12 protein-coding genes, 1 tRNA gene and 1 pseudogene are annotated in these 13,177 nt (G+C 59.5%); 7 read left to right on the top strand and 7 right to left on the bottom strand.

The features are described from left to right. The first annotated feature begins 61 nt into the window (after window positions 1–61). The 5 genes and pseudogenes from gacA to GJU48_RS09625 all read left to right on the top strand — a co-directional run bounded on the left by gacA (window position 62) and on the right by GJU48_RS09625 (window position 4,470). A complete protein-coding gene (gacA, locus tag GJU48_RS09605) occupies window positions 62–703 on the top strand; it encodes a response regulator transcription factor GacA (RefSeq protein WP_003190387.1) in 642 nt (213 codons plus the stop codon). A 1-nt stretch (window position 704) separates the two neighbouring features. Beyond that, on the top strand, window positions 705–2,543 hold the full coding sequence (gene uvrC, locus GJU48_RS09610; protein WP_155295970.1) for an excinuclease ABC subunit UvrC: 1,839 nt from the start codon (window positions 705–707) through the stop codon (window positions 2,541–2,543). A 12-nt stretch (window positions 2,544–2,555) separates the two neighbouring features. Further along, the gene (gene pgsA / locus GJU48_RS09615) at window positions 2,556–3,116 is read left to right on the top strand and encodes a CDP-diacylglycerol--glycerol-3-phosphate 3-phosphatidyltransferase (protein ID WP_003232771.1); all 561 of its coding nucleotides are present in this window, start codon (window positions 2,556–2,558) and stop codon (window positions 3,114–3,116) included. Between the two features lie 63 nt (window positions 3,117–3,179). Then, window positions 3,180–3,255: transfer RNA gene (locus GJU48_RS09620), tRNA-Gly, on the top strand. Between the two features lie 379 nt (window positions 3,256–3,634). Further along, window positions 3,635–4,470 (top strand): annotated as a pseudogene (locus tag GJU48_RS09625) (DNA/RNA non-specific endonuclease). A gap of 81 nt (window positions 4,471–4,551) precedes the next feature. Here GJU48_RS09625 and GJU48_RS09630 read toward each other — a convergent pair. The 3 genes from GJU48_RS09630 to GJU48_RS09640 form a co-directional block, all read right to left on the bottom strand. Then, on the bottom strand, window positions 4,552–4,887 hold the full coding sequence (locus GJU48_RS09630) for a hypothetical protein (RefSeq protein ID WP_155296092.1): 336 nt from the start codon (window positions 4,885–4,887) through the stop codon (window positions 4,552–4,554). A gap of 182 nt (window positions 4,888–5,069) precedes the next feature. Beyond that, complete coding sequence (locus GJU48_RS09635) at window positions 5,070–6,131, bottom strand: ATP-binding protein (protein WP_094952085.1); 1,062 nt, start codon at window positions 6,129–6,131, stop codon at window positions 5,070–5,072. Further along, window positions 6,128–6,877: a response regulator gene (locus GJU48_RS09640; RefSeq protein WP_094952091.1), complete on the bottom strand. Its 750-nt coding sequence runs from the start codon at window positions 6,875–6,877 to the stop codon at window positions 6,128–6,130. The genes GJU48_RS09635 and GJU48_RS09640 overlap by 4 nt, the downstream gene beginning before the upstream one ends. 456 nt (window positions 6,878–7,333) lie before the next feature. On the opposite strand from GJU48_RS09640, the gene GJU48_RS09645 reads away from it, so the two are divergent. Next, complete coding sequence (locus GJU48_RS09645; RefSeq protein ID WP_094952086.1) at window positions 7,334–8,110, top strand: ABC transporter substrate-binding protein; 777 nt, start codon at window positions 7,334–7,336, stop codon at window positions 8,108–8,110. 46 nt (window positions 8,111–8,156) lie between these two features. Here GJU48_RS09645 and GJU48_RS09650 read toward each other — a convergent pair whose 3' ends face one another. The 4 genes from GJU48_RS09650 to GJU48_RS09665 form a co-directional block, all read right to left on the bottom strand. Continuing rightward, window positions 8,157–8,783: a helix-turn-helix transcriptional regulator gene (locus GJU48_RS09650; RefSeq protein ID WP_094952087.1), complete on the bottom strand. Its 627-nt coding sequence runs from the start codon at window positions 8,781–8,783 to the stop codon at window positions 8,157–8,159. Further along, window positions 8,783–9,916, bottom strand: coding sequence for an NAD(P)/FAD-dependent oxidoreductase (locus GJU48_RS09655; RefSeq protein WP_094952088.1), 1,134 nt, complete (start codon window positions 9,914–9,916; stop codon window positions 8,783–8,785). Before GJU48_RS09655 ends, GJU48_RS09650 begins: the two co-directional genes overlap by 1 nt. A gap of 19 nt (window positions 9,917–9,935) precedes the next feature. Beyond that, window positions 9,936–10,883, bottom strand: coding sequence for an ornithine cyclodeaminase family protein (locus tag GJU48_RS09660; RefSeq protein WP_094952089.1), 948 nt, complete (start codon window positions 10,881–10,883; stop codon window positions 9,936–9,938). Window positions 10,884–11,323: 440 nt separating this feature from the next. Then, the gene (locus tag GJU48_RS09665; RefSeq protein ID WP_094951517.1) at window positions 11,324–11,626 is read right to left on the bottom strand and encodes a DUF6124 family protein; all 303 of its coding nucleotides are present in this window, start codon (window positions 11,624–11,626) and stop codon (window positions 11,324–11,326) included. Between the two features lie 560 nt (window positions 11,627–12,186). Between GJU48_RS09665 and GJU48_RS09670 the strand changes: the two genes are divergently transcribed. Next, window positions 12,187–13,176, top strand: coding sequence for a hypothetical protein (locus tag GJU48_RS09670; protein WP_094951516.1), 990 nt, complete (start codon window positions 12,187–12,189; stop codon window positions 13,174–13,176). The last annotated feature ends 1 nt before the right edge of the window (window position 13,177 follow it).

Here is a 13,177-nt window from a genome sequence, read left to right on the forward strand (position 1 = left end):
GCGCCTTGGTTTTTTGCTAAGGTGTTCAGCAACCTATAAGACCATATCGCGAGGTGTCTGCTTGATTAGGGTGCTAGTAGTCGATGACCATGATCTCGTTCGTACAGGCATTACACGAATGCTGGCTGACATCGATGGCCTGCAAGTAGTCGGTCAGGCCGAGTCGGGGGAGGAATCCCTGATCAAGGCCCGGGAGTTGAAACCCGATGTGGTTTTGATGGACGTCAAGATGCCTGGGATCGGCGGTCTTGGTGCCACTACCAAATTACTGCGCAGCCATCCGGACATTAAAGTCGTGGTGGTGACCGTGTGCGAGGAAGACCCGTTTCCCACGCGCTTGTTGCAGGCCGGGGCGGCGGGTTACCTGACCAAGGGCGCAGGCCTGGCGGAGATGGTGCAAGCCATTCGCCTGGTGTTTGCCGGCCAGCGTTATATCAGCCCGCAGATTGCCCAGCAGTTGGCTATCAAGTCGTTCCAGCCGACCAGTGACTCGCCGTTTGATGCGCTGTCGGAGCGGGAAATCCAGATCGCCTTGATGATCGTCGGTTGCCAGAAGGTCCAGACGATCTCCGACAAGCTGTGCCTGTCGCCAAAAACCGTGAACACCTACCGCTATCGCATTTTCGAGAAGCTCGCCATCAGCAGTGATGTTGAATTGACCCTGCTCGCGGTGCGCCACGGCATGGTGGACGCCAGCGCCTGACATGACCACACCGTTTGATCCGAGTGCCTTTCTCTCAACCTGCAGTGGCCGCCCCGGCGTGTACCGCATGTTCGACAGCGAGGCACGCCTGCTTTACGTGGGCAAAGCCAAGAACCTGAAGAACCGTCTGGCGAGCTACTTTCGCAAGACCGGCCTGGCGCCGAAAACGGCCGCGCTGGTGGCGCGTATCGCCCAAGTCGAAACCACCATCACCGCCAATGAAACCGAGGCGCTGCTGCTTGAGCAGACGCTGATCAAGGAATGGCGACCGCCGTATAACATCCTGCTGCGCGACGATAAATCCTACCCTTACGTGTTTTTATCCGATGGCAACTTCCCGCGCCTGAGCATTCACCGTGGCGCGAAGAAGCAGAAAGGCAAGTATTTCGGGCCTTATCCCAGCGCCGGCGCGATCCGGGAGAGTTTGAGCCTGCTGCAAAAGACCTTTTTTGTGCGCCAGTGCGAAGACAGCTTCTACAAGAACCGTACGCGCCCGTGCCTGCAATACCAGATCAAGCGCTGCAAGGCGCCGTGCGTGGGCCTGGTTGAACCGGCGGAGTACGCCGAGGATGTGCGCCATTCGGTGATGTTCCTCGAAGGGCGCAGCAATGCGCTCACCGACGAACTCTCCGGCGCCATGGAGCAGGCCGCCAGCACCTTGGATTTTGAGCGGGCCGCCGAGTTGCGTGACCAGATCTCCCTGCTGCGCCGCGTACAGGACCAGCAGAGCATGGAAGGCGGTACCGGCGATGTCGATGTGATCGCCGCGTTCGTCAACCCGGGCGGCGCCTGTGTGCACCTGATCAGCGTGCGTGGCGGCCGGGTGCTGGGCAGCAAGAACTTCTTCCCACAGACGGGCATCGATGAGGAGGTGGCTGAAGTCATGGCGGCCTTTCTGGGCCAGTACTATGTCAGCAGCCCCGAGCGCGACTTGCCCTCTGAGCTGATCGTCAACGTGGTGCACGAAGACTTCCCCACGCTGATCGAGGCCATCCACGAGCTGCGCGGCCGCGAGCTGGACATCAGCCACCGCGTACGCGGCACCCGTGCCCGCTGGCAGCAACTGGCGGTGACGAATGCCGAACAGGCCCTGAGTGCGCGTCTGGCGAATCGACAGCACGTGGCTGCACGCTTCGACGCCTTGGCCGAAGTCCTCAACCTGGACGAGCCACCTCAGCGTCTGGAGTGCTACGACATCAGCCACTCCAGCGGTGAAGCCACGGTGGCCTCCTGCGTGGTGTTCGGGCCGGAAGGGCCGATCAAATCCGATTACCGGCGCTACAACATCGAAGGCGTGACCGCCGGCGATGACTACGCCGCCATGCACCAGGCCCTCACACGGCGCTTTAGCAAATTGAAGGGCGGGGAGGGCAAGCTGCCGGATATCCTGCTGGTGGACGGCGGCAAGGGCCAGCTGTCCATGGCCCGTGACGTGCTTAACGAGCTGGCGGTGCCCGACCTGATCCTGCTCGGCGTGGCCAAGGGCGCCACGCGCAAGGCCGGTTTCGAGACGTTGTACTTGAATGATGCCGCCCATGAGTTCACTTTAAAGGGCGACTCACCTGCACTGCACCTGATTCAACAGATCCGCGACGAGGCCCACCGCTTTGCCATTACCGGCCACCGCGCCCGTCGCGGTAAAACCCGGCGAACCTCAACCCTGGAAGGGGTGGCAGGCGTTGGTCCGACCCGTCGTCGCGACCTACTTAAACATTTTGGTGGCTTGCAGGAGCTATCCCGTGCCAGCATTGACGAAATAGCCAAAGCCCCCGGTATCAGTAAAAAACTCGCTGAGTTGATTTATGCAAATCTCACGATAGAATGCCTTCTCACCTCGTAGCCAGTTGTGCCGATGAATATCCCTAATCTGATCACCGTTCTACGCGTCCTGCTTATCCCGATTTTCATTTTGTTGTTCTATTTGCCGTACGAATGGAGCTATGCCGCCTCCAGTTCAGTGTTTGCCTTCGCCGCCGCAACCGACTGGCTCGACGGCTACTTGGCCCGCCGTCTGGAGCAGAGCACGCCATTCGGCGCGTTCCTGGACCCGGTGGCCGACAAACTGATGGTAGCGGTCGCCCTGGTCCTGCTGGTGCAGGAGCATGGCAACCTGTGGCTGACCCTACCGGCCGCCGTGATCATCGGCCGCGAGATCGTCGTCTCGGCCCTGCGCGAATGGATGGCGGAAATTGGCGCCCGCGCCCACGTGGCCGTCTCCAACATGGGCAAATGGAAAACCGCTGCGCAAATGCTCGCGCTGGTGATCCTGCTGGCGAACCCGTCGGACTTCTCCTTCTGGGTACTCACGGGATACGCCTTGCTGCTGATCGCCGCCGGCCTGACGTTGTGGTCCATGCTCCAGTATTTGCGTGCCGCCTGGCCTCACCTGCGCACCACTGTGGAAAAGAAATAAAACTTTTTTGAATCAAGGGGTTGACGGGTTCTGATAATTCTATAGAATGCGCACCACCAAGACGCGGGAATAGCTCAGTTGGTAGAGCACGACCTTGCCAAGGTCGGGGTCGCGAGTTCGAGTCTCGTTTCCCGCTCCAAAATTTGATTCACAGATGTCCACTGGACGCTGGGATCCACGAAATAGACGCTTAGGCGTCTTTTTTCGTTTCTGCGGGAAACTACTGGGATCCAGGGTAATCCGGTATGTTTAAGTAGTCTGGTAAGTAGTTTTTACGGAACGACTAGAAAATGTATTTGGGCTGGGTCACTTCAGGGTACCGGACGAGCATCGGGTGCTGACTCTTTAACAGGCCCGTGCCGGGTCGTGTTCATTGGGTTGATCATCTTATTTCCAGCCAGTGGTAACGCTTATCCTCACATTGAAACATTTGTGCTGGTTTAATGTGTATGTCGACTCGCGAAGGAATCGCAACCGTCGATTTGCCATTTATTGCTGTCACCTCAAGGAGCTACACCATGCAAGGACGTATGAAGTTAAAGCACCTGGCGTATCTATTGATCCCGTTGCTTGCCGCCTGTACCACGCCCGATAGAACCCGCGAACCTCTTGTCACTGTTCAGCCCCCACTAGAGCCGGTGCTGCCGTTTGATAACTGCTCGGTGGGTTGCCCCAGCGGCGGCAGCCCGCTGACGTTGAACCGCCAGGCGTACACGCTGAACAACAATGGCTCGACCAAGTTTGCCAACTGGGTGGCGTACAGAATTACCAAGGACACACCGGCCAGCGGTCGCCCCCGTGACTGGAAGACCGACCCGGATATCCCGCAAGGCGAAACCCTCGACCCAGTGGATTACAACGGCGCGAATGTCGCGCTCAAAGTCGACCGCGGCCATCAGACCAACCTCGCGTCGATGGCGGGCGTTGCTGATTGGCACACGCTCAACTACCTGTCGAACATCACCCCGCAGAAGGCCGATCTCAACCAGGGGCCTTGGGCGCACCTTGAAGATCAGGAGCGCAACCTGAGCAAAGCTGCCGGCATTGACCAGGTGTACGTCACCACCGGGCCGCTGTATGAACATTTTGTCGGCACGCTGCCGGGTACTAACAAGGTGCACACCATCCCAGCGGTACTGGAAATATCTTGTCGGCAGTCACCTGAAAACGGTTTACGCCCGTTGTGATGAACCAGGAGACGCCCAAGGACGCGAATTTTTGCGACTACCAAGTGACGGTGAACCAGATCGAGGCGCGCTCAGGGCTGACGTTTTGGAGCAACTTGCCGCAACCGGTGCAGGCCGCGTTGAAGTCGAAGCAGGGCCAGTTGCCGAGCCGGATCGGCTGTCAGTAGCCGTAACCTGTGGCGAGGGCGCTTGCTCACGTTGGACTGTAGAGGTCGTAAAGGCGTTGCCGAAAACGGCAATTTACTCCGCTAATACAGACAGCTTTCCCGCGCCTCTTTGAGCAAGTCACGGGTGGCATCCGCACGCAGCAGTAGTGTCATTTGCGTTTCGTCGATGATGATTTCCGCCACGATCAACCCACAAATCATCGGGGCGGTCACCAGCCAGTGGCAGTAGCACTGGGTCGTTACGGACACGCAGACGCCCACCACCCACAACGCCAACACCCATTTGGGCGCGCGTTGCTGCAGCGGGATCCAGAAGCGCTGTAGTTTCTTGAGGCGCAAGGTGTGCAGTCTCAGTGCGTCTTCAAGGGTTGATAAGTACGCGTTAGCGAAGTGTTGCTTAGACGCGCGGCTGGGCAGCGTGCTTCCCAGCCAGGCCAAGTTCACGTGTTCAACTTCTACCCAGTGCTCACCGGCAGGTTTTTCACCACAGCTCTTGAACGCCCTGCAAACGCCGTGGGTATCCAACAAGGCAAAGTGTCGATAGCGGGCGGTTCGCGTGAACCCCCAGGAAAAAATACGCATCGCAGTCCCTGGTTAAATCAAGCGTGCCAGCTGAGTTCGAACAGCGTTCCGCCGTTTTCCATCCGTCGGCAGGTCACGGCCCCACCATGGGCGAGGGCAATCGCGCGTACCACCGCCAGGCCCAGGCCGCTGCCACCCTGGGCACGGGAGCGGGAGTGTTCACCGCGTTGGAAGGCCTCGAATATGTGCTTGGCGAAACCCTCGTCAATGCCGGGGCCGTCATCGCGCACGCGCAGGTAATTGATTGAATCGCGGGTACTCAAATGCACGACGACGTTGCCCGGTGTCGCGTGCCGGCGGATATTGTCCAGCAGCGCCAACAAGGCCTGGCGGATCCTGGCCGGGTCGCAGCGCATCGTGCGGCGTTGCATGTCCAGCTGCAGCACAAACCCTGCGTCCGCCAGGCTCGGTTCGAACAGCCGCACATCTTCTTCAATCCCCGTGGCCAGGTCGGCTTCCTGCAGGTTGAGTTCCAGGTAGCCACTGTCGGCCAGGCCGACGACGCGCAAATCCTCGATCACGCGGGTCAAGCCTTCCACTTGGCCCAGCAGGCTGTAGAACTGCGCGGTGTCGGGCTCGAACACGCCTTCGGCCAAGCCCTGCAGGCGCCCGCGCAGGATGGTCAGAGGCGTGCGCAGTTCGTGGGCAATCGCTGCATTCCAGAACGCCTGCTCCTGTGCCATACGCTGCAAGCGTTTGGCCATGCTATTGAAGTCATCCACCAGAATGGCCGCCTCACCAATGGATTGGTCGCCGGCCACGGCTTGCACATCCAAGTCGCCGTCCGCCAGTTTGCGCAGGTTCTCGGCCACCGAGTTCAAGGGCATCAGGATCCGCCGAGATAATTTCAGCGCCACGATCGAACCCACCGCCAAGCTCACGCACGTGGTCAAGCCCATCCATATCCACTCGGCACTGGCCGGCAGCCACTGATCCACTTCGTCATCGGTGAGCGGCCAGTACGTCCAAAGCAACGCGTAGAAAATGTATGAGCCAATCACCGCCAACGCGATCACGCACAACACCACAACGGACATCGACAGGATGATCTGACGGCTCAAGCCGTTAAACATCTTCACGAGGCACTTCCAAAGCGGTAGCCGACGCCCCGAATGCTGGTGGGCACGCCCTGCAACCCGAGGTCTTCGATCTTGCGGCGCAGTTTGCTGATGTGGCTGTCGACCGTGCGTTCCAGGCTGTCACTTTCCGGGGAGCATTGGGCCAGCAGTTCGGCGCGGGTAAACACCCGTTTCGGCGCCTTGGCCAACTGGGCCAGCAAGCGGAACTCGGTGACGGTCAAGGCCAGCGGCACTTTTTTACCGGCGACAGTCACCGTGACTTCATAGCTTTCCAGGTCGATATCAAACGCATCCACCCGCAACACTGTGGGGCAGGCGCGGTAGCTGTAATCGAGGGAGCGGCGCAGCACCGCCTGGGTGCGGGCCACCACCTCTGCCGGGTTGAACGGTTTGACGATGTAGTCGTCGGCCCCGATGCGCAGGCCCATCAGCTTGTCCATGTCCTGATCCTGCGCCGTCAGCATGATCACCGGCGTATTGCCGCGATGGCGCACTTCGGCGAGTACCTGCCAGCCATCCACGTGAGGCATCAACACGTCCAGCAACAGCAGGTCCGGCTTGAGTGCCAGGTGCATTTCTAAGGCGTGCCGGCCATCGAGTGCGTGGGCGGTGCGAAAACCGCTGCGTTTGAGATAAGCAATCAGGATGTCGGCGATCTCGGGCTCGTCTTCCGCAATCAGTACCAGCGCCTGAGTTTCGCGGGCGTTGTCCGGTCGGGGCATCGATGCAACGGGAAAATCATTCATGGTCTGCTCGGTGAATTGGTCGCGCGCCGTCCCATCCCTGTGCTCGCGGTTATCTGCCGTGTCTTGGCTGCCGTCCGTTGCCGTGTTCGAATGTTGATCATAGCCTTTGGGTGATGCCATTCGACCGTGGTCGGTGCATTGTGCGCAACAAACGTGCGCTTTTATGGGAGGTTTTGTGGAGGGACGATGGAGATGGGCAGCGGATCATCAGGATGCTCGCCGTTATGGTTCGAAACATAAAACCTCAAGCCTTTAACGCCGTCTATGGGCGCCCAGTCTGGCCAACAGGTATGGAGCTTCATGGGAGGTTTTATGGCGCTGGCGTGGATGAATCAGGCGGATTGACGAGCAATACACAAAAGTCCAATATGGAATTATAAGTACATAAAATCTTCCGCCGGCTCCTTTCTTTCTTCACTTCTTGCCAAACCAACAACAACTTGCGAGACAACGATCATGAAGAAACGCACGCTTATCACCGCTCTGGCCCTGAGCCTGATTGCTTCCAGCCATGTGCTGGCGGCCGACAAACCCCTGCGTATCGGCATCGAGGCGGCGTACCCGCCGTTCGCGTCCAAGACGCAAGAGGGCAAGATCGAGGGGTTCGACTACGACATCGGCAACGCCCTGTGCGCGCAGATGAAAGCCAAGTGCGTGTGGGTGGAAGGTGAGTTCGACGGCCTGATTCCTTCCCTCAAGGTGAAGAAAATCGACATGGCCCTGTCGTCCATGACCATCAACGAAGACCGCAAGAAGTCGGTGGACTTCAGCCACAAGTATTACTTCACCTCCTCGCGCTTGGTGATGAAGGACGGTGCGGTGGTGGATGACCAGTACGCCAGCCTCAAAGGCAAAACCATCGGCGTGCAACGCGCCACGACCACCGACCGTTATGCCACCGAGGTGTTCGAGCCCAAGGGCATCAAGGTCAAGCGCTACAGCAACAACGAAGAGATCTACATGGACCTGGCGTCGGGGCGCCTGGACGCGATCTTTGCCGACACCATCCCGCTGAGTGACTTCCTGAACATGCCGCGCGGCAAGGGCTACGCCTTCGTCGGCCCGGAACTCAAGGACCCCAAATACGTGGGCGAGGGCGCTGGGATTGCGGTGCGCAAAGGCAATACCGCGTTGGTCAGCGAGTTGAATGCCGCCATCGACGGCATCCGCGCCAGTGGTGAGTACCAGAAGATTTCACAGAAGTACTTCAAGTCGGATATCTACGGCGACTGACTGTGAGCTCCCACAGTTGACCGGTGGTGTTTCGAAGATTATCTGCTCAGCCCTTCAATTCCTTAAGGTGCTTGTAAACCGTCGCCCGCCCCATCCCCAGCACATTCGCCACATAGTTCGAAGCGCTCTTGCCCTTGAACGCGCCTTCGGCATGCAACGCCAACACCAGTTCGCGCTTATGGTCGCGGGTCAGCAGGTTCAGGCTCAACTGACGCTCGCGCATCCACGCATGCAAGAAGGTGTTGATCCGTTCCTGCCAGTCATCACGAAACAGCGAGTCCGGTTGCGGGATCAGCTTGCTTGGCGACAGGAACAGATCCAACGCCGCCTTGGCATTTTCGAACAGCGAGATATTCAGGTTGATGCACAGCACCGCCAGCCGGTGACCTTTGTGGTCGTGGAGCACGGTGCTCAGGCTGCGAATTTTCTGACCGTCCCAATTGAGCTTTTCGTACGGGCCGATATTCACTTCGCTGACGTCATCGCTGAGCATGTCCTCCAACGATGAGTCGTCACCGAGGGCGCGTTTGGACAGGTTATTGGCGATGTAATCGACTTTTTGCGTGCGCAGGTCATGCAGCACCACTTCCGCGTGGGGAAAGAACAACGTGGCGATCGCATCGGCAATCGCGCGGAAGTTCTGCATGACCTTGTCGTGTTCGGCGGTGTTCATTAATGCGGCTCCAGGCGGACGGGCGAGAGCATACCAGCGTCCAGGCCGAATCGCGTCAACGGCTCCGGCAGCGGCGCGCCGCGCACCAGGGCTGCGCTCGCCTGGCCCATGGCCGGTGATGTCTGGATGCCATAGCCGCCTTGTGCCGCCACCCAGAACAACCCGGGCACCTGCGGATCGAAGCCCGAGAGCAAATCACCGTCGTGCACAAAACTGCGCAGGCCGGCCCAGGTCCGCGTCGGGCGGCGGATGGTCAAGGTGGTGGCTTCTTCGATCTGATAGATGCCCATGGCGATGTCGAGTTCTTCGGGCTGCACATCTTGCGGTTCAACCGGGTCGGCGTTGGCCGGTGAGCCCAGGAACATGCCGGCATCGGGCTTCATGTAGAAGGCTTCGTCGAGGGCCACCAGCATCGGCCAATGATGGGTGTCCACGCCTTCGGGCCCGGCGAAGATAAACGCCGAACGGCGCTTGGGTTGCAGGCCGATGGACGCCGCGCCAGCCAGCCCGCCGATATGGTCGGCCCACGCGCCGGCGGCGTTGATGATGATCGGCGCGGTGTACGTCGCATCCTGGGTGCTCACATGCCACAGGCCGTCGGCGTCACGGTTCAAACCGAGCACGTGGCTGTCGGTGCGCACTTCGCTTTGGTTACGCCGGATACCGCGTAAATAACCCTGGTGCAGAGCGTCGGTGTCGATGTCGCTGGCGGTGGGGTCGAAGATTGCGCCATGGACTTTTTCACGGCGCAGGATCGGCAACCGCGCGCAGGCCTCGTCGGCACTCAGCCGCTCGACCTGCGACACGGTGGCCTTGGCGCTCAGGTATTGGCTCTCCAACTCCGCTGGGTCGCCGCTGAAATCCACGGTCATTTCGCCGCGCGGCGTCAGCAGCGGGTGCTCACAGAAGCCTGCGGGTGGGTTGTCGAAGAACTCGCGGCTGGCGAGGGTCAGCGCGCGCACTTGCGGGGTGCCATAAGCTGCCGTATAGAGCGCCGCCGAACGCCCGGTGGAGTGATAGGCCGGGTGGTTTTCGCGCTCCAGCACCAGCACTTTGCCATGCTGCGAGAGCCAGAAACCTGTGGACGCGCCAGCAATGCCGCCGCCGATGATGATGAAATCTGCATGGCTCATAAACGTCTCCTTAAAGCGCTTAGCGCTGGATTTGGTACAGGGCATTGGCCAGCGCAATGTCTTCCAGGCCCAGGCCGATCGAGCGGAAAAACACATGGCGGTCGTAGTCCGGGCGCTGCGCCATGTCGCTGAGTAATTCGGGCAGGTCGCCGACGATGGCGCGCTTGTCCCAGCCGTGGCGTTCACTGGCGATCAGCATCTCACCGGCTGCGCCCGGGGTGGTCTGGCGATAGTCGCAGAACACGTGCATGTGCTCGAGGCTCGCAGGCGGCACTTCATGGGCGCGCGGGGCATTGGTGCTGATGGAGGTGATCAGTGCGGGTTTGCGCAAGCGTGTCGGGTCGATCACCGGGCCTGCCGAGGAGGTGCAGAGCAGGATGACGTCAGCGTCGTCCAGGGCGGCATCACGGGTCTGGGCGAGGGTCAGGCGTGGGTCCAGGCCTTTGAGGTGGGCGAGGGTCTCGGCATTTGCTCGGCTCAGGCTGGGCGAATACAGGCTGATGTGCTGCCAGTCGCGCAGGTTCTGCACATAACGCAGATGCGCCTGGGCAACCTTGCCGCTGCCGATAATCGCCAGGCGCCGTGCTGCCACCGGTGCCAGGGCGTCCACCGCCAATGCTGTGGTGGCGGCGGTGCGCGCGGTGGTCAACTCAGCCGCATCGCAGAGCAACAAGGGCTGGCCGGTGCGCATCGACATCAACAGCGTCCATGCCGTCACCAGCGGGCCTTGCTCGCGCACGATGTACGGCGAGGTCTTGACCCCGTAAACCCCGTCTTCGGCCAGCACGCCCAGGTAGTTGATAAAGTCGCCGGCGCCCTGCGGGAACGCCACCCACTGTTGCGCCGGTTGCACTGCAAGCCCTGCGGCCAGGTCGCGAAACAGCTTGCGCAGGATGTGAGGCACATCGATCTGGGCGAGTAATTCGCGAGCCTGGGCTTGGTTGATCACGTGGGGCGTGCTGGACATGGCGATCTCTGCAAATAAACTAATTTGTCCATTATGGACTTTTAGTTCTGCTGGGCAATATCCGTATTAAAAAAAGCTACGTCGCCGCCTCCTGATCAACGTAATACGCAGCGAATCAATGCATCAGAACTGATACAGATGCGTACATTTAATTGACGCCATCATTTCGCCACCCTATTATCGCCGCCAATTAGTGGCTCAGTGCCATATAGAGGGATCTAGAGATGTGGCGTTTGGAACGTCGGATGCCGAGATGACCGTGTGTGAATCGAAGCTAGAGCTGTCTTACTTTCTTTCCGGGGTGACGGATGTCGTGAGAGAGATGGAGAGGCAGGAATATTTGCCTGATCGGTTTAAATCCTAGTGGCTGTTTGGGAGAGCCGTCCGGTGTGAACTCACTGTGGGAGCTGGCAAGCCAGCTCCCACAGTTTTTACCGTGTTCAGGCCGGCGTTTTTGCGGGGTTCAGGCACTCGATAGAGCGGTCCACGGTGGTCTTGGCCATTTCCAGCAAATGCCACACCGCCAGAATCTTCGCCCGCTCGGGGTTAGGCAGTTGCTCACTGCAGTTGAGTGTCGTGGCCGAAGCGCTGTCGAGCAAGCTGGAAGTGTAGAGCAGGGCGTCTTCGAAGCTCAGGTCTTCGATTTGAACACCTTGGGTCGGCAGGTAATGGTCGATGGCGCGGTTGAAGGCGGCGCGGTCTTTAATGGTGTTGCGGGGTGGATCGGGGACGACTTTTTTCATGGTGTAACTCCACATGGTTGGAGCTGACACCCGTCGCGACTAAACGTTGGGTGGCGGCTGTACGCAGGTTAGTCGACCGGTCACATGGAAAACCGGCGCACCCGAAGGTGCCCTACGCACAGCCACCATAAAACTTCATGGAGGACCATGCACCATGTAAGACCCGAGCGACTAAACCCGATCACTGATAAGCAGTGACGGATCGCAGACTAGCCATCGATTCCAACAGGCACAAGGCGGCAGAGATTGTCTAGGAAACGTCCTGCAATTTAAAGCGACACGCCCTGCTGGCCCTTTACAAACCATGACCCAATGCCACTAATCAGATCGTCCCGGGAGGCATTCCCACGCGGGAGCGTGGGAACGATCTGAGCGTGTGGGCGCTATACAAAACTCCAAGGCTCTAAAGTTGTTGTGGTGAACGGCTTTTTTGTAGGCGCTTCTTCCTTGCGATGTAGGCAACTTCCCAAATGTTACTCAGCCCTCCGGTGCTTGTGTCCGGGGCGTATTCGCTTGCTTATATTTCGACGCCATCTTCATTGCATCCAGGGATGTGAGGCATGGCGCAGGGCTATATCAATGAACGCACGGCGGACTACCAAAGTTTGAAGTTCCGGTTGATGGGCTGTGCCCCGAGTCGGCAACGGTCTGATCATTTCGACGTGCTGAACCGGCACCTGCGTCATGGGCTGGTGACGTCGGGGCAGTTGGTGATTGTCCCCGATCTCTACAGCGTGACCTGTTCGATCGAAGAGGCCTGGCTGATGCGCCAGGCCGAGGCGATTCGTCGGGAGCTGGGCACTGGCGCCGGCACCCAAGTGGTCAACAATTATGACCTGCTGCAAAGCTTTCTGGGGTACGGCTCGTTGGGTGTGGGCAGCGCGACATCGGCGTGGGCGCGGCACCTGGATGAGGTGGCGCATACGCTGGAAGCGATTGAGCGGCTGCATCAGCGCCTGAAAAACGGTGGTTTGGACCGTGAGGCGTTTTTTCGCCAGCGCAAGGCGTTGTTTGGCGTGCTGGACACCCAATTGCAAGGTGCGGCGCGATTTGGCACGGGGCTGGGAGCCAATCAGGCGCTGAAGAAGGTGTTGGGGATTTCAACCAAGAGCTATCTGCATAAGGGTGAAATCGCCGGGTACGCGCAGCGGATACGGAACATTGCGCAGATGTCGAAGTGGTTGGGGAAGGGGACGTATGTCGGGTTGGTACTGGACGTGGGCGTGGGAGGGTTGGAGATCAAGGAGGCGTGTGTGCAGGGGCGGGAGGCGCAGTGTCGGCGGGCGAAGTACGTGGAGACAGGGAAGTTGATGGGCGGCGTGGCGGGGGCTTATGGGGGAGGGAAGCTGGGGGCGAACTTAGCCCGTCGCGGCTGTGAGGTTTTTTTGGGCATCGCGGCTAAAGGAAACGGTGCGCTGGCCTGCGCAGTGATCGGCGGTGCTGCGGGAGGGTATGCAGCGGGTAATGCAGCTGGCGCTCTCGGTGCGTTTCTGGGCGGACAGATCGTAGAGATCGACGGTGATCTGATCTTTCAACCAGAGGGCGCTTAAG

It is taken from the genome of Pseudomonas sp. IB20 (assembly GCF_009707325.1).
Taxonomy (GTDB): Bacteria; Pseudomonadota; Gammaproteobacteria; order Pseudomonadales; family Pseudomonadaceae; genus Aquipseudomonas.